This window comes from Nocardiopsis sp. MG754419 (genome assembly GCF_018207095.1).
Taxonomy (GTDB): Bacteria; Actinomycetota; Actinomycetes; order Streptosporangiales; family Streptosporangiaceae; genus Nocardiopsis.
Window position 1 is genome coordinate 1 of sequence record NZ_QOCZ01000141.1, and the last position, 14,486, is coordinate 14,486.

17 protein-coding genes and 4 tRNA genes are annotated in these 14,486 nt (G+C 70.4%); 8 read left to right on the plus strand and 13 right to left on the minus strand.

The features are described from left to right. Nucleotides 1-43: 43 nt before the first annotated feature. Together DSY14_RS22050 and DSY14_RS22055 are read right to left on the minus strand one after the other, a co-directional pair. Nucleotides 44-769, minus strand: coding sequence for an rRNA methyltransferase (locus DSY14_RS22050; protein WP_211718541.1), 726 nt, complete (start codon nucleotides 767-769; stop codon nucleotides 44-46). Nucleotides 770-850: 81 nt separating this feature from the next. Then, a tRNA-Asp gene (locus tag DSY14_RS22055) sits at nucleotides 851-925 on the minus strand. 98 nt (nucleotides 926-1,023) lie between these two features. Here DSY14_RS22055 and DSY14_RS22060 point away from each other — a divergent pair. Both DSY14_RS22060 and DSY14_RS22065 read left to right on the plus strand, forming a co-directional pair. Beyond that, a complete protein-coding gene (locus tag DSY14_RS22060; RefSeq protein ID WP_211718527.1) occupies nucleotides 1,024-1,431 on the plus strand; it encodes an RNA-binding S4 domain-containing protein in 408 nt (135 codons plus the stop codon). 14 nt (nucleotides 1,432-1,445) lie between these two features. Further along, nucleotides 1,446-2,099 (plus strand): phosphotransferase, encoded by a 654-nt coding sequence (locus tag DSY14_RS22065; protein WP_211718528.1) that lies wholly within the window; start codon nucleotides 1,446-1,448, stop codon nucleotides 2,097-2,099. A 1-nt stretch (nucleotide 2,100) separates the two neighbouring features. On the opposite strand, the gene DSY14_RS22070 is transcribed toward DSY14_RS22065, so the two are convergent. Then, nucleotides 2,101-2,889 (minus strand): alpha/beta fold hydrolase, encoded by a 789-nt coding sequence (locus tag DSY14_RS22070; RefSeq protein WP_211718529.1) that lies wholly within the window; start codon nucleotides 2,887-2,889, stop codon nucleotides 2,101-2,103. 30 nt (nucleotides 2,890-2,919) lie between these two features. Further along, nucleotides 2,920-3,489, minus strand: a complete 570-nt coding sequence (locus DSY14_RS22075) for a hypothetical protein (protein ID WP_211718530.1) — start codon at nucleotides 3,487-3,489, stop codon at nucleotides 2,920-2,922. Nucleotides 3,490-3,639: 150 nt separating this feature from the next. Between DSY14_RS22075 and DSY14_RS22080 the strand changes: the two genes are divergently transcribed. Then, nucleotides 3,640-4,545, plus strand: coding sequence for a PP2C family serine/threonine-protein phosphatase (locus tag DSY14_RS22080; protein WP_211718531.1), 906 nt, complete (start codon nucleotides 3,640-3,642; stop codon nucleotides 4,543-4,545). A gap of 88 nt (nucleotides 4,546-4,633) precedes the next feature. On the opposite strand, the gene DSY14_RS22085 is transcribed toward DSY14_RS22080, so the two are convergent. The 5 genes from DSY14_RS22085 to DSY14_RS22105 all read right to left on the minus strand — a co-directional run bounded on the left by DSY14_RS22085 (nucleotide 4,634) and on the right by DSY14_RS22105 (nucleotide 7,033). Further along, complete coding sequence (locus DSY14_RS22085) at nucleotides 4,634-4,861, minus strand: hypothetical protein (RefSeq protein WP_211718532.1); 228 nt, start codon at nucleotides 4,859-4,861, stop codon at nucleotides 4,634-4,636. A 175-nt stretch (nucleotides 4,862-5,036) separates the two neighbouring features. Further along, nucleotides 5,037-5,110: transfer RNA gene (locus tag DSY14_RS22090), tRNA-Phe, on the minus strand. 23 nt (nucleotides 5,111-5,133) lie between these two features. Further along, nucleotides 5,134-5,208, minus strand: a tRNA-Asp gene (locus DSY14_RS22095). 89 nt (nucleotides 5,209-5,297) lie between these two features. Continuing rightward, nucleotides 5,298-5,370, minus strand: a tRNA-Glu gene (locus DSY14_RS22100). Nucleotides 5,371-5,464: 94 nt separating this feature from the next. Next, nucleotides 5,465-7,033 (minus strand): metallophosphoesterase, encoded by a 1,569-nt coding sequence (locus tag DSY14_RS22105; RefSeq protein ID WP_211718533.1) that lies wholly within the window; start codon nucleotides 7,031-7,033, stop codon nucleotides 5,465-5,467. A 93-nt stretch (nucleotides 7,034-7,126) separates the two neighbouring features. On the opposite strand from DSY14_RS22105, the gene DSY14_RS22110 reads away from it, so the two are divergent. After that, nucleotides 7,127-7,477, plus strand: coding sequence for a metallopeptidase family protein (locus DSY14_RS22110; RefSeq protein ID WP_211718534.1), 351 nt, complete (start codon nucleotides 7,127-7,129; stop codon nucleotides 7,475-7,477). 453 nt (nucleotides 7,478-7,930) lie between these two features. Then, a complete protein-coding gene (locus DSY14_RS22115; RefSeq protein ID WP_211718535.1) occupies nucleotides 7,931-9,277 on the plus strand; it encodes an MFS transporter in 1,347 nt (448 codons plus the stop codon). Nucleotides 9,278-9,490: 213 nt separating this feature from the next. On the opposite strand, the gene DSY14_RS29315 is transcribed toward DSY14_RS22115, so the two are convergent. From DSY14_RS29315 to DSY14_RS22125, 3 genes are all read right to left on the minus strand, one after another. Then, on the minus strand, nucleotides 9,491-9,613 hold the full coding sequence (locus DSY14_RS29315; protein ID WP_283091675.1) for a hypothetical protein: 123 nt from the start codon (nucleotides 9,611-9,613) through the stop codon (nucleotides 9,491-9,493). After that, entirely contained in the window at nucleotides 9,613-9,873 is a 261-nt protein-coding gene (locus tag DSY14_RS22120) for a PspC domain-containing protein (protein WP_211718536.1), read from the minus strand. Before DSY14_RS22120 ends, DSY14_RS29315 begins: the two co-directional genes overlap by 1 nt. A 181-nt stretch (nucleotides 9,874-10,054) precedes the next feature. Next, a complete protein-coding gene (locus tag DSY14_RS22125; RefSeq protein WP_211718537.1) occupies nucleotides 10,055-10,660 on the minus strand; it encodes a TetR/AcrR family transcriptional regulator in 606 nt (201 codons plus the stop codon). A 424-nt stretch (nucleotides 10,661-11,084) separates the two neighbouring features. Here DSY14_RS22125 and DSY14_RS22130 point away from each other — a divergent pair, with 424 nt between their 5' ends. After that, a complete protein-coding gene (locus tag DSY14_RS22130; protein ID WP_211718538.1) occupies nucleotides 11,085-11,645 on the plus strand; it encodes a PadR family transcriptional regulator in 561 nt (186 codons plus the stop codon). Continuing rightward, nucleotides 11,611-12,237, plus strand: a complete 627-nt coding sequence (locus DSY14_RS22135) for a GyrI-like domain-containing protein (RefSeq protein WP_211718539.1) — start codon at nucleotides 11,611-11,613, stop codon at nucleotides 12,235-12,237. Before DSY14_RS22130 ends, DSY14_RS22135 begins: the two co-directional genes overlap by 35 nt. 196 nt (nucleotides 12,238-12,433) lie before the next feature. On the opposite strand, the gene DSY14_RS22140 is transcribed toward DSY14_RS22135, so the two are convergent. Further along, on the minus strand, nucleotides 12,434-13,045 hold the full coding sequence (locus tag DSY14_RS22140; protein ID WP_211718540.1) for a peptidoglycan-binding domain-containing protein: 612 nt from the start codon (nucleotides 13,043-13,045) through the stop codon (nucleotides 12,434-12,436). Nucleotides 13,046-13,826: 781 nt separating this feature from the next. Between DSY14_RS22140 and DSY14_RS22145 the strand changes: the two genes are divergently transcribed. After that, nucleotides 13,827-14,486 (plus strand): trypsin-like serine protease (locus tag DSY14_RS22145; protein WP_374224041.1); only part of this gene is annotated, 660 nt, incomplete at its 3' end.

The following is a 14,486-nucleotide window of genomic DNA, read 5'->3' on the forward strand; positions in this document are numbered from 1 at the left end:
GGCGAGGGGGCGTCGGCCGTCCACAGGCTGTGGACGACGGGACTCAGATCCCGGCGATGTCGCGCGCCCGGACCAGGACCGCCGCACGGTTGCCGACCTTGACCCGCTCCAGCGCGCGCACCCCCTCGGGCAGCCGGACACGGCGCGTACGCGCCGTCACCACCACCACGGCGCGCGAGGGCAGCACCCGCCCCATCGCCGCGAGCAGACCGTGGACCGGGTCCTGTGGGGCGTCGCCCTCCCAGTGCGTCAGCTCCCCGTACGGAACGTCGGTGACCACGAGATCGGCGTCGACCGGCTCGGTGAGGGTGAAGACGTCGGCCACGGCCGACGCGTGCGGCAGGTCCCCGCCCATCACGGTCAACCCGGCCGCCAGGTCGCGGGCGGCCTCGGCCCGTTCCACGAACGCGATCCGGCCGAAGTCGCGGGCCGAGCGGCGCAGTTCGCGTTCGCGTTCGGTCAGCCCCTCGACGGTCAGGAGTTCGAGGTTGCGCGCGGCGATGCCGACGGCGTCGGCGTCCACGTCGGTGGCGCGCACATGCGTGATCAGGTCGCGGTGCAACAGCCCCAGGACGCTCACCAGGTAGCCGCTGCCACAGCAGGGGTCCCACAGGCGGGCCCGGTCACCCTCCAGGTGGACCCTCGCGCGCTGGAGGAGTTCGCTGGCCAACCGGACGGGGAACCCCGGGAATCCGGGCGCGGAGCGCAGCACGTGCCCGCTCGCCAGCGCCGAGTGATCCGCGCGTTCGATGGCGTACCGGTACGTCACCATCGTCCCCCGTCCTGACCGACGACGTGCCCGACAACGCCGAAGGCCCGGGGTCCTGGGGACACCGGGCCTTCGATGCTGCGGTCCTGACGGGATTTGAACCCGCGGCCTCCACCTTGACAGGGTGGCGAGCACTCCTAACTGCTCCACAGGACCTCGTTGCGTTCACAACTCTAGCGCGACTTCGGAGCGCTTCGTACCGTCGCGGACCTAAAGTGGTGCGTAGACCCCTGGAACCGACGAGAGGACCCCGCGTGAGCGACCCGGCCGCCCCTCTTCCCACCGGCCCCGACACCACACGGGTGGACCGTTGGCTGTGGGCGGTCCGCCTGACGAAGACCCGGTCGGACGCGGCGCAGGCCTGCCGCGGCGGGCATGTGCGCGTCAACGACCGCCCCGCCAAGGCGGCCACCACGCTCAAGGTCGGCGACCAGGTGCGGGTGCGCCTGCACGGCACCACCCGGATCGTCGATGTGACGCACGTCATCGTCAAGAGGGTCGGTGCCCCGCTCGCGGTCCGCTGTTACGAGGACCGCACCCCCGCGCAACCACAGCACTCCGTCGGGCCGGTGATCCGCCGCGACCGCGGCGCGGGCCGCCCCACCAAGAAGGACCGCCGCGAATTGGACCGCCTGCGATCCGACCCTCCCCCGCCCACCTGAGCCCAGGAGCCGCCGTGTCCGGCACCCCTCCCGCACCACTGGCGTCCGGGCGCGACGCCGACGTGTTCGCGCTCGACGACCATCGGGTGCTGCGTCGCTACCGGTACGACCGCGACACGGCCGCGGAGGCGACCGTCATGCGGCACGTGGCGGCGCACGGGTTCCCCGTGCCCGCCGTCCACCGGGCCGAGGGCCGGGACATGGAGATGGAGCGCCTCCACGGCCCCACGATGCTCTCGGCGAGCCTGAGCGGGGAGCTCTCTCCGACCGAGGTGTTCACGACGCTCGTGGACCTGCACAGGCGCCTGCACGAGCTTCCCGCGCGGCTGGGCCCGGGCCGGATCCTGCACATGGACCTGCACCCCGACAACGTGATGCTCACCGACCGGGGCCCGGTGGTGATCGACTGGTGCAACGCCCGCGAGGGCGACCCCGACCTGGACCTGGCCCTCACCGCCCTGCTGGTCGCGATGGTGTCCCTGACCGCCCCCGACCCGCTGGCGGGCCTGGCCGGGGCGGGTCTGCCGCACTACGTCCTCAGCGCCTGGGGCGACCCCGCCCGCCTGCTGGAGGAGGCCGCGGCCGAACGTCGTGAGGACCCCAACCTCACCGAGGAGGAGATCGCCGCCTTCCCCCGCGCCGTGGACCTGGTCCGTTCGCTCCGCTGAACTACGGGAGAGGGTGCTCGGCGAGGAAGTCCCGGACCGCCTCGGTGGACTTGGGCGCGGACTCGTGCAGGTAGCCGTGGCGCGCCCCGGACAGCACCAGCAGCCGGGCGTCGGGAATGCGCTCGGCGAGCAGTGCGGCGTTGCCGATCGGGGTGAGTTCGTCATCCTCACCGTGCACCACGAGCGTGGGCGCCTGGATGCGCGGCAGCAGGTCCCACCCGTCGTGCTTCATGCTGGCCTCGTAGTGGCGACGCTGGGCCCGCAACGGGTTGCGCGGCACGATCCGGGCGACGGTCTCGGGATGGGCGTCCGCCCACACCGGCGTGTAGAAGAGGTACGCGATGAGCGCCCGCCCCTCCTCCGTGTTGGCCTTGCGCAGGGCGATCGACGCGTGGTGCGGGCGCTCGATCTCGTGCTCGCCACCGGGGGCGGTCGAGCCCAGGACCAGGGCGCCCAACCGTTCCGGGGCGATCGCGGCGAGGTTCTGCGCCACCTTGCCGCCCATGGAGAAGCCGTACACGTGGGCGCGCTCCACGCCCAGGTCGTCCAGGACCGCCAGGGCGTCGCGCGCCAGCAGCTCCATGCTGTAGGGGCCGTCGAGGGGGACGTCGCTCTCCCCGGTGCCGCGCATGTCCATCCGGACGACCCGGTGGTGCGCGGCGAGGTCGTCGGACACGCCCTCCCACATCGTGTGGTCGAGCGACTGTCCGTGGATGAGCAACAGCGGCTCACCCGCCCCGTGGACGTCGTACCGGATGCGGGTTCCGTCGGCGGCGATCGCGTGGTTCACGCCAACGGACCTTACCGGACCCACCCCAGGTCACCGGCGACCGGGGGAACGCCCCACCACGTGGTCCTGGTGCCAGGAACGGTAGGACGCCCAGGCGAGCACGGCACTGGCCACCAGCATGACGAACACCCCGGCGCCCGGGGCCCCGTCGGCCGGGACCCCCGACCAGAGCCAGGAGACGAAGAACAGGGCCGGGACGAGGGCGCACAGCGCCATCAGGGTCGCGAGCCGGAAGCCGTCCTGCTTGAAGTGACAGCCCACCGCGAACCCGATCTGCGACAGAAGCGCGCCGAGGGTCGCGAGGAGGAGCACGTGCTCGCCTTCGAGGGCGCCCCACAGAACGTCCCATCCGGTGGCGTATCCCGTGGGCTCCAGCGCGCCCAGCGTGCCGTCGCGGAAGACCCTGAACCCTCCTCCCTCACGGACCCAGGGCAGGGCCGGTGACAGGAAGAGGGCGACGGTGCCGCCGGTGAGCGCGGCCGACGTCGTCCGGTCGGACGGGGCGTCTCCGGCCAGTGTCGCCAGACGCATCTCCAGGCGGACGACCCGAAGACGCAGACGTTCGGTCTCGCTCGGTCCGTCCTGGTCGTTCGAACGCACGGAACACACTCCTCCACCCAAGGGAAAACGACATGGTGGTGGATCCCGCGCACCCGGTCCTGGTTCACTCACGATCTCGTGCGGGCAAGCGCGAACCAAACCACCGCGTCGAGCATCTCCCCAGACCCCACCACTGGGAGAGGAGCGCGCATGCACACCCCCGTCATCGCCACCGACTCCGACCAGGGGCCGCGGCGACACCAGGAGGACGCCTACGCGCACCAGGTCGCCGACGCGTCCGGGGGATGGCGTGCCTCGTTGGCCGACGGGTTCGGAGACCATCCCCGGACCCGGGACGCCGCCGCGCTCGCCGCCATCACCGCCATCGAGTCCGGCGGGGAGGCCCTGGACGCCGTCCTGGCCGCGACACGGGCGATCTCGCGTACCCACCCCGGCGCCGACTGCGTCATGGTGCACGCCCGGCAGGACGCCCCCGACGACCTGATCGACATCGCCTGGGTCGGCGACTGTCGGCTCTGGACCTGGTCGTCCGGCGAGGGTCTGCGCCGGCACACCCGGGACCACACCTTCGGGCAGCGGCTCCGTGACCGCTGGGTGGCGGACGACCTGGCGCAGGCCGGCGACCACGCGCTGACCACCTCCGTGGCCACCGCAGTGCTCGGCGACATCGGCACCGCCTCCGCGCCCCCGGCCGAACTGGTGCTGTTCACCACCGACGGCGTGCACGACTACGTGGACGAGCGGCTCCTGGCGGAACTGGTCGTCGAACACGCGTATTGCCCGGACGTCCTCGCGCACGTGCTGGTGGACGCCGCCCGCGAGGCGGAGAGCGGGGACAACGCGACCGCCATGGTCATCCGCCCGCCGCTCGCGGAGTCGCCCTACCTGTCCCGGCAGGAGCTCCTCCTGGACGGCCTGGAGCACGACGACGTTTTCGGCGAGGACCAGCCCGCCCTGCTCAGGCTCGCCGAGGACCGGGCCGTCGGCATCGCCTGCGACCGCTACCTGTCCCGCGACGGCGCCACCTACTGGTGCACGAAGGACTCCGACCACACGGACCACCACGTCAGCTGGCACGGCGTCACCTGGGCCTAGGCCGGACCCGCTCCCCTCCGGGACCCCGCGCCCCACGTCCCCTCGAGGACGTCACCGCGAGGGCCGGCGCCCGTGTACGGTGCGGTGCTTACTGCACCGACGACGAGCGCGAGTGACGACCCGTGCTCCTCCACGACCCCTGCGTGTCGCTGTGCCTCGCGGTCACGGCCCAGACCACGCTGCAAGCGACCGAGGTGAGCGCACAGACACCGAACATGAGCGCGAGCCACGGGCGTCCCTGGAACACCTGCAGAGCGCTGGTCACGGCGAGCAACACGGCGCCGAGTACGTGCAACCTGAACACGAGCTTCCACATGTCGCCTCGGTCTCTTCGGGGGAGGGGGGAAAGACACCCGCCGATAAGACAACCCGGACCGGACGGCTGGCGCAACCCCTCGCCGCTGGGGCGGCCGCAAAGAGCATCGACGCACGAAAAGGCCCCGCCACCTGTTTCCACAGGTGGCGGGGCCTTCGTGCACGTCTATGTGATGTGGCTAGGGGCGGGGTCGAACCGCCGACCTTCCGCTTTTCAGGCGGACGCTCGTACCAACTGAGCTACCTAGCCGCGGCGCCGAGCGGCGACGCTTGCGGTCCTGACGGGATTTGAACCCGCGGCCTCCACCTTGACAGGGTGGCGAGCACTCCTAACTGCTCCACAGGACCTTGTTCAGTTGTGACACCCGGCTTTGCGGCCCGGTGTCTCGCTGCGGTGTCCATTCTGCCAGATGTCCGGCAGTGGTCTGACCGCTTCGTACCCCCAACGGGATTCGAACCCGCGCTACCGCCTTGAAAGGGCGGCGTCCTAGGCCGCTAGACGATGGGGGCCCGTGTAGACAGCCCTAAGCATAGGGGAGATTCCCACCAAGTCCAAAGTGATACCCCGGGCCGGGCCGAACCAGCGCCACCCGCGGGACCCCGGTCAGGGTGTGGACTCCCCTCCCTCCTCCTGATCGCCCTCCGGTTCCTCTTCCGGCTCCTCTTCCGGCTCGTCGCCGACGGTCCGGTCGGGGTCCTCCTCGATGTGCCGCTCGACCTGCGCGGACGTGAGGCCGACACCGCCGAGGTCGATGTCGTCGCGGGCCTGGAGCCGTCCCGTCTCGGCATCGAAGTACAGCACCGACGCCTGGTACGGGGTCGGTCGATCCTCGTCGTGATCCAGGCCACTGATGCCGGCGCCACCGGTGGAACCCTGGACGAGGAACCGGGTCCCCAGGTCCGAGAGTTCGGTGGAACGCCGGTGCTCGTTGCCCGCCAGCACCAGGGGGACCACCCCGTCGAAGGGTCGGGCCTGGGCGCGGGTGTGCAGGATCGCCACGTCCACGTCGGTCTCACCGTCCGCCACCGACGCGGCCTGTTCCTCCCCCAGTGCGGCCACCTCGGCCTCGTCGGGGTTGAGCCGGGTGGCGTCCGCGACGTACCGGGGGTCGCCCGCCCCGAAGAAGGTGAGCCCGGCCACCTCGGTGACGTCACCGTCCAGGACCACGGCGTTGGACTGCGCCTCCACGGCCCTCTGGGTACCGGCCGAGTCGTGCTGACCGCGCACCCACACGTAGGGCACGTCCAGCTTGCCGATCTCGTCGGCGAAGACGTCCTCCGCGGCGCTGCCGCGCTCGGTGAGGTCGCCGGAGTCCACGATCACGTCCACCCCGTACTGCTCTTGGAGGGTGCCGATGATGCTCCACGAGGCGGGGTTGAGCTGGATGTCGGAGACGTGCAGCACGCGGATGACCGACTCGTCCTCCTCGTAGACCGGCAGCGACGACGTGGCCTGGTAGATCATCGCCACGTTGCCGACGAGCCCGGCGAGCTGCTCCTGGTACTCCGTGAACCGTCCGACCACGTCGTCGACGCTGCCGACCACGGCGGGCGCCTCTCCGAGGAGACCCGTGTAGCGCGGCTGCACGATGGCGCTCGGGTTGAAGGTCAGGGCCGCCACACCGCCGGCGGCGGCCAGGACCACCACGGAGGTCACGGCGCTGGCCAGGGCGCGCCAGGCGTTCCGGAACAGCAGCAGCCCCATCAGGGCGGCGCCGAGGGCCGCCACGAGCAGGGAACGCAGCACCAGGGCGGTCACGCCGCTGGTGAGGTCGGCGCCGATGCCCGCGGCCATCCGGTCGATGGCCTGGGGATCGGTGAACATCTCCTGGGCCGCGGAACTGCGGATCTCGGTGATGGCCGCCTCGATCCGCAGCGGGGCGGCGTGGGTGTCGAAGGCGAGCTGCCCGAGCGGCGCGACGTTCACCACCGTCTCCCCGTGCCACTGGGGGCTCAGCGAGAAGGTGACGTCCGCCGGGCCGATGGGGGTGACCACCTGCCCGCCCAGGGCGAGGCCGAGCCAACCACCGAGCAGGCCGGCCACGACGACGCAGCTCCAGCGCCACAGGCGTCCGGCGCGCCATCGACCGATGGCCTCGCGCGCACGGCCGAGGAAGGCGCGTGAACGATCGAGGGCCCCACGGAGGTCATAAGCGCGGATCTGTGACAACACACCCCCATCATGCCGTCGACGGAGACCGTTCCCAATGCTTCATCCCGACCAGAGTGTTATGTCTCTTCCTCGCCGCCCCGGGGACGCGCCACAATGACGGGTGTGGTTGAACTGACACGTAGGGACTTCGAGGAACTGGTGGCCGACGCCCTGGACCGGATCCCGCCCGAGCTCTCCCGGTTGATGGACAACGTGGTGATCACGGTCGAGGACGAGTCGGCGGAGGGACTGCTCGGACTGTACGAGGGGATCCCGCTGACCGAGAGGGGCGACTCCTACTTCGGGGTGCTCCCGGACCAGATCTTCATCTACCGCCGCAACATCTGCGCGATCTGCGAGACGCCGGACGACGTGGTGCACGAGGTGCTGGTGACCGTGGTGCACGAGATCGCCCATCACTTCGGCATCGACGACGCGCGTCTGATCGAACTCGGCTGGGGGTGAACGGGGTCGCCGGGGGTGATCCCCCGAGGGCGGACCGGGAAGGACCGGTCGCGGTCAGGGCGGGCGCGGGGGACGGTGGTCGGACGTGCGAGCACGCAGCGCGACCCCACCCCGGAGTATTCGCCCCGTCATCTCGGGGAGGCGAAAAAGGGAACTGCGTTCCACGAACATCACGCCCCGTCGACGGAAAACCCGGAGGGAGTGCCCCTCTCACTCCGGGCGGTTCATCAGGACACCAGAGCACACTCCCACCCATAGAGAGCAAGCCGGGAAAACAATCCGCCCATAGGTCCGACTACGCATCGCCGAATCCGACTCCGGGGCATTACCCGGAGCAACGAATCAGATACGAATTTCCCCGAACGACTTGCCAGTGGGCCCACCTTCCGGAACCGTTGGTCATTGGGACACGACACAGCGTGATTTCAAGCCTGTAACAGTAGGGAGTGCCCGGTGGGCAATCCGAGGATCGACGAAGCCCCTGACAACGAGGACCACGAATCCTCGAAGGCTCAGAAAACCCGGGAAAACGAATGGCGGAGCAGCTACCGCGACGTCATGGCGATCCGTGAGTTCCGCTCCATCTGGCTCGCCCACGCCCTGTCGGTGATCGGCAACAACCTGCTGAACATCGCCACCGCGCTGTTGGTCTACCACGTGACCGCGTCGGCCTTCGCCGCCGGCGTCACCCTCGCGCTGAACTTCCTGCCCCCGCTGATCGGCGGTCCCCTGCTCTCCGGCCTCGCCGACATCCTCCCCCGGCGCCAGGTGATGATCGCCTGCGACGTCCTGCGGGCCGGCGTCATCGTGCTCATGGGCGTGCCCGGCATGCCGGTCTGGGCGATCTGGGTGCTGATGTTCTTCGTGGTGCTGCCCGGGATCCCCTTCGCCGCCGCCCGCGCTGCGCTGCTCACCCAGATCATCCAGGGCGAACGCTACGTCGCCAGTACCACCATCATCCAGCTCACCGCCCAGGTGGGCATGCTCCTCGGCCTCATCGCCGGTGGCGTGACCGTCTCGCTCATCGGCCCCAACATCACGGTGATGGGCACCGGCCTGCTCTTCGCCCTGTCCGCCCTGATCGTGCTGTTCGGGGTCCGGCACCGGCCCGTCCCCCCGCGCGAGCGGGACGCCGCCGACCAGGCCGAGGGCAAGCCCAAACGGCCCGGGCTGCTGTCGATGTTCCGGGGCGGCGCGAAGCTGGTCTTCACCGACGCGGAGCTGCGCACGCTCGTCCTGCTGGCCTGGCTCGCCGGCCTCTACGGCATCCCCTACGGCCTGGCCACGCCGATGGCCGACGAGGCCGGCGCCGGTGCGACCGCGACCGGGTTCATCATGGCGGGGGCCTCGATCGGCGCGCTGTTCGGCGGGTTGATCCTCACCCGCCTGGTGCCCCCACCGACCCGGATGCGCCTGCTGGGCCCCCTGGCCGTGCTGACCTCGGTACCGCTACTGCTGTGGTTCTTCCAGGCACCCCTGTGGCTGATGATCGTCGCTCTGGCGCTGTGCGGTGCGGCGGGCTCCTACCAGTTCGTCGCCAACGCCGCCTTCGTTCTGTGCGTACCGCAGGAGGGGCGCGCGCAGGCGTTCGGTCTGGCCGCCTCGGGGCTCCAGGTGGCGCAGGGCCTGGGGATCCTGCTGGCGAGCTACTTCGTGGAGTCCTTCGGCACCGGCCCGGTCATCGCGTGGGCCGGTGTGATCGGCGTGGTGGGGGCCTCGGTCCTGGCGCTCCAGTGGTCCCGGATGGCCGGCGCGACGATCGCCCGCATGCAGAAGACCGAGAAGGGGAACGCGCCCTGAAGGCGTGTTCGGTGGAGGCCGCCCCTCGCGGGCGGCGCACCGGTGGTACCGGCACGGGGCCGGACAGGGGATCGGCCCGGGTCGGGCGTCGGCCGGGGGGGACGGCGTCGACGACGCCACCGGAGCGACGTGTCGGCGCGGGTGTGCGCCGACCCTCGCGCTAGGGCGCGGGGAGGCGGACGCGTCCGCCTCCGGCCTCCCCCGCGTGGCCCGTCACTGTTCTCCGGAACCGTGTTCGGCGGTGTGGTCCCGCTTCTCCTCGGCCTCGTGGTCCTCCCGCGGACAGCGGGTGTCCCGCCGGTGCCAGTCCGGGTGGGCCCTCAGGTTCCACATCATCAGCGATCACTCGCCTTTCCCTGGAAGTTGCGGATGATCTGCTCCAGCAGCGAACGCTGCTCGCTCTCCGACGGCATGAGCAGCCACGCGACGATGTAGATGAACACGCCGCTGAAGCCGAGCAGGGTGAAGACGACGAAGAGGACCCGGATCAGGGTGGAGTCGATGCCGGTGTAGGCCGCGATACCGCCGCACACACCGGTCAGGAAACGGTCGGATTCGCTGCGTTGAAGGCGCTTGCCCCCGAAGTTCTCGCTCATGGTTCCAGCCTGCCCGTTCCTTGCGACGTTTCCCATCGGGGACAGCCCTGGCGGTCCCCTGACTTCCACCCCGGGCCTCCCGGGGGAGTGTCCTCACCGGGGATAAAACCCCATACATAGGACGAAAACGGACTCGCGGGCGTTCCTGAGAGCTAAGCCACAGTGTCCGGCCGGGCCACGGTCAGCGATGCGGGCCGAAAGCCTCACCGAGGGTCACGAACGCCTCGCGCAGCAGGGACCGCGCCACGTCCGCGTTCGCCTCGTCCCCGTAGGGGACGCGCTTCAGGGTGTGCCGAAGGACGGACATGGCGGCGCCCGCGATCACCTGGGAGTGCAGGTCCTCGGCGGAGGAACCGGAACGCTCGGCGACCGCCGCGGCCAGCCCCTGCTCGACACCGTGGAGCCGACTGAGGAACCCGGGCAGCAGCTGGGGCTCCCGCTCGATGAGTTCCTTGCGCCGCGTCGCCTCGGCCCGGTGGGTGGCGAGGTCGCCCGCCCCGGCCAGGCCGTTGATGAGGAGATGGATGAGGTCCTCGGCGAAGTCGCCCGTGGGCCCTCCGGCGACGAACTCCGCCCGGTCGCGCTCGTCGGAGGCGTAGGGGGCGTCGCCGATGAGGGCGTCCTCCTTCGTGGCGAAGTAGTTGAAGAAGGTGCGGGCGGAGACCTCGGCCTCGGCGGCGATCTCCTCCACCGTCACCTTCTCCAGCCCGCGCTCCAGGGTGAGCCGGATCGCGGCACTCTGAAGGGCACGCCTGGTGGCCTGTTTCTTTCTCTCTCGCAGCCCCATCGGTCCTCCTCGCCCACGACCGATTTTTTCAGGCCGCGCAAACATTCTCAAGGTGTATTTTTTCACCCAACGCACAAGGGTCCGGCCCTCAGGGCCGGACCCGCACACGGAGCGCCTCCCGACGAACACGCGTCGATCGAAAGTACACGACGGCACCGTCAGGCGAGCGCGCTCGCCGATCCGGACGCGGAGCCCCCACCCGACGGCGCACGGGCCCGGCCACACCGCCCGACCCCGAGCGGACCCACGACGGGCGGGCCCGCGGGAGACCCCCTGCCGGCGCGGGCCGCCAGCACCGACCAAGGCACACTCCCCTCCCCCGCCTCGCGGCGGCGGTGCACGAGAGCAGGGGCCGGGACCCACGGGCGGCGCGTCGGTCGGCGCGTTCCGGCCGCAGGTTTTATTCTAGTGCTAGAATATGACCATGGAGTTGACACCCGCCGAACTGACCGTGCTGGGCCTGGTCATCGAACGCCCCCGGCACGGTTACGACCTGGAGCAGGTGATCGAGCAACGGGGCATCCGACAGTGGACCGACATCGGGTTCTCCTCGATCTACTACCTGCTCGCCAAGCTGGAGAAGCGCGGCCTGCTCCACGTGCCCGACGCGCCCGCCGCGGCACGGTCGCGGCGGGTCTTCCACGCCACATCCGAGGGCGTGGCGTCCGCGACGCGCGCGACGGCGGCCCTCATCCGCGAACCACGACTGGTCGCCCACCCGCTGACGACCGGGGTGGCCCATCTACCCCTGCTCTCCGAGCGGGAGTACGCACGGGCGCTCCGTGAACGCCTGAAAGGCATCGACGGCCGGATCGCCGGCGTCCGAGCGGCCCGGGAGGCCCAAGAGTCCCGGGCACCCCTGCCCCGCCCCGCGAGCGAAGTGTTCTCCTTCTCCCTGAGCCTCCTGGAGGCGGAAAGGCAATGGCTCGCCGAGCGAGTCCAGGTGACCGATGACGAACAAGACGGACTTCAAGAAGACCCTTGAGCACTACTCCGCGCCCCGGGACCGCTTCCAGGTCATCGACGTGCCCGAACACCGGTACCTCATGGTCGACGGGCACGGTGACCCGAACACCGCGCCCGCGTTCGCCGAGGCGATCGAGGCGCTCTACCCGGTGGCCTACGCGCTGAAGTTCGCGAGCCGCCGGGACCTCGAACGCGACTACGTGGTCCCACCCCTGGAAGGCCTGTGGTGGTCGCAGGACATGGACGCCTTCACGACCGACCGCGACAAGACACGGTGGGACTGGACACTGATGCTCATGGTCCCGGACTGGATCGACCGGGACGGTTTCGACGGCGTCGTCGAGGGGGTCCGGAAGAAGAAGGCACCGACCCGCCTCGACGACGTCCGCTGGGAGACGCTCGCCGAGGGCCGCTGCGTGCAGACGTTGCACGTCGGCCCCTTCGACGACGAGGCCGACGTGCTGGAGCGCCTGCACGACGGGTTCATCCCCGAGCAGCGCCTACGCATGGCCGGTCGGCACCACGAGATCTACCTGAGCGACTTCCGTAAGGTCGCCCCGGAGAAGCGGCGCACCATCCTGCGCCAACCGGTCGTCTCGGCGGACGCGTAGGCGGAACCGACGACGCGGCGGTGCCCGTCCGGATCTCCCGGCCGGGCACCGCCGCGTCGTTCTCGGTGCCGAGGAGGCGCCGTGCGTCCGTGCCGTGTCGCCCACGGACGTCGGGTGCCTCCCGCGCCTCCCCCGGGGGCGCCCCTTCCCCGAGGGCGCCCTCCGAGGGGTGGACCGGCCCCTGAGGGCCGGGTCGTCACTGCTCGGGTGTCACGACCAGGGCCTCGAAGGTGTCGGCGTCCACCGCACCGTCGGCCGCGAGACCGTTCTCCTCCTGGAAGTCGACGACCGCCTCGTGTGTGGCCGGGCCGAAGGAGCCCGGTTCGGGGGCGTAGGTGCGGTATCCGTCGTCGGTCAGGTCGTAGCCGAGCTTCTCGTGCAGTGCGGTCTGCGCAGCGGCCACCGCCGGGCCCTCGTCGCCCTGGGAGAGCGTGCCGGCGTCCTCGACCAGGAACTCCCAGCTACGACCGTCGAGGATCCCCGTCACCTTGAGGTCGGTGTCCTGCTGGTAGTCGAGCAGGGACTCGACCGTCGCCTCGTCGAAACGGTCGTCCAGCGTGCCGCCCGGCTCGTAGTAGTCCTGCTCCCACAGCAGGTGCTTGGCCACCGAGACGTTCCAGCCCATCTCCGTCTGGCGGTACTCGGGCCACTGGGCCTCCTGCGCCGCGCTCTCCGAGGACACGGACACGGGCGTGGACTGCGCGGAGGAGGGTGTCCCGATCGCGGCGTGCGCTCCGGTCACGCCGACCCCGATCGCCAAGGCTCCGGAGGCCGCCAGTGCGGTGATCCTGTACGCGGTTCGTGCCACTGTCTCTCCTTTCCTCGCGGATCCGCTTGAACCCCCCTGGTTCCGTGGAAACGGATCCACTGCGAGAGGAATACGTCCCCGTCGCGATCATGTTCGCCCTTCTTCCCTCAGCACGGGGATAAAACCCGAACTGCCGAGGTGATCTGGACTACATCACCTTTGCGCTGCGCCGACACCCCCTTTGTCACGGGCCCGCGAATGGACGCGCATCGGTCCTCACGGATTCTTTACCACCGCCGGGCAGACACCCTCTTCACGCATGTGGACCACGTGGGTCGAGGCCCGCCCACCACGGCTCCGGACGCCGACCCGGAAAGACGAGGAACGCCCCCGGAACACCTGGACACCGGGCATCCGATCCCCGCTCGGCGCCCCTCGGGCCGAAAGCCCGAAGCGGGGTCCGACACCGGTTCCGTGGTCCGTATCCGGCCCGGGAAGCGTCGTGCGCGGCGCGGCGGGTGCGCGTTCTCCCGCGGAAAGCAGACGAACCGGGCGGGGGTCGACACCGGGCGTTATCCGACCGCCGGGACATCCCTCCCGGAAAGGCGGGACCGGCGGTGACATTTCCCGCCGCTCGCCCTCATCCGGCCTTCACCGGGCCACCGGACGAAAGACACCGTTCCAGGACGCACACGTCTCTTTCGTCCGCCTCGCCTCCCTGCTCGCGTCGACCTTCGTCGGTGGCGGAATTGGTCCTCACGGTCGGTGATTTCCCACGCGCCGCTCCCTAGCGTGGGATCACACCTCATCGACCGAGGACACCGAACAGGAAAGGCGTGACATGACCGATGACCGCGAGGACCTGAAGCACGCGGAGGACTCCCCCAGGTTCGGCCCGGCCATCGCGGGAGCGATCGCCATCGGCGCGTTCATGGCGGCGACCGCACTCATCGCCCCGCCTGCGGCCCACGCGATCATCGGTGGGGAGGACGCCACCGAGGAATACGGGTTCGTCACCGCCCTCTACGACGACAACGGCACCCACTACTGCGGCGGCGCTCTGGTCACCGACCAGTGGGTGCTCACCGCCGGACACTGCACCGAACCCGAACAGATCGACGTGCGCGTGGGCAGCAACGACCAGACCCAGGGCGGCAGCGAACGCGAGGTCGTCGAGGTCGTCGAACACCCCGACTACGAGGTCGTCGACGTCTCCGAGGACCCCGACCACGAGTTCTCCCAGTACCTGCTCTGGAACGACCTGGCCCTGCTCCGGCTGGACTCCCCGGTCGAACAGGAGCCGATCGACATCGCCACCGACCGGGCCGTCCCCGAGTCCGAGGTACGCGCCCTGGGCTGGGGCATGCTCGACGAACTCGGCGAGGACGGCAAACCCGACCTCCTCCAGCAGCTCGACACCCAGATCGTGAACGCGGACCGCTGCGCCCAGATGGACCCCGACAGCGACCTGTGCTCGGAGCACCCCACCGACCAGGCCCAG

Coding starts and splice junctions, on each gene's coding strand:
- DSY14_RS22085 (WP_211718532.1), bottom strand. CDS start 4,861: ATGTGGAAGCTCGTGTTCAGGTTGCACGTACTCGGCGCCGTGTTGCTC.
- DSY14_RS22125 (WP_211718537.1), bottom strand. CDS start 10,660: ATGGGGCTGCGAGAGAGAAAGAAACAGGCCACCAGGCGTGCCCTTCAG.
- DSY14_RS22110 (WP_211718534.1), top strand. CDS start 7,127: ATGACGGGTGTGGTTGAACTGACACGTAGGGACTTCGAGGAACTGGTG.
- DSY14_RS22130 (WP_211718538.1), top strand. CDS start 11,085: ATGGAGTTGACACCCGCCGAACTGACCGTGCTGGGCCTGGTCATCGAA.
- DSY14_RS22120 (WP_211718536.1), bottom strand. CDS start 9,873: ATGAGCGAGAACTTCGGGGGCAAGCGCCTTCAACGCAGCGAATCCGAC.
- DSY14_RS22135 (WP_211718539.1), top strand. CDS start 11,611: ATGACGAACAAGACGGACTTCAAGAAGACCCTTGAGCACTACTCCGCG.
- DSY14_RS29315 (WP_283091675.1), bottom strand. CDS start 9,613: ATGATGTGGAACCTGAGGGCCCACCCGGACTGGCACCGGCGGGACACC.
- DSY14_RS22080 (WP_211718531.1), top strand. CDS start 3,640: ATGCACACCCCCGTCATCGCCACCGACTCCGACCAGGGGCCGCGGCGA.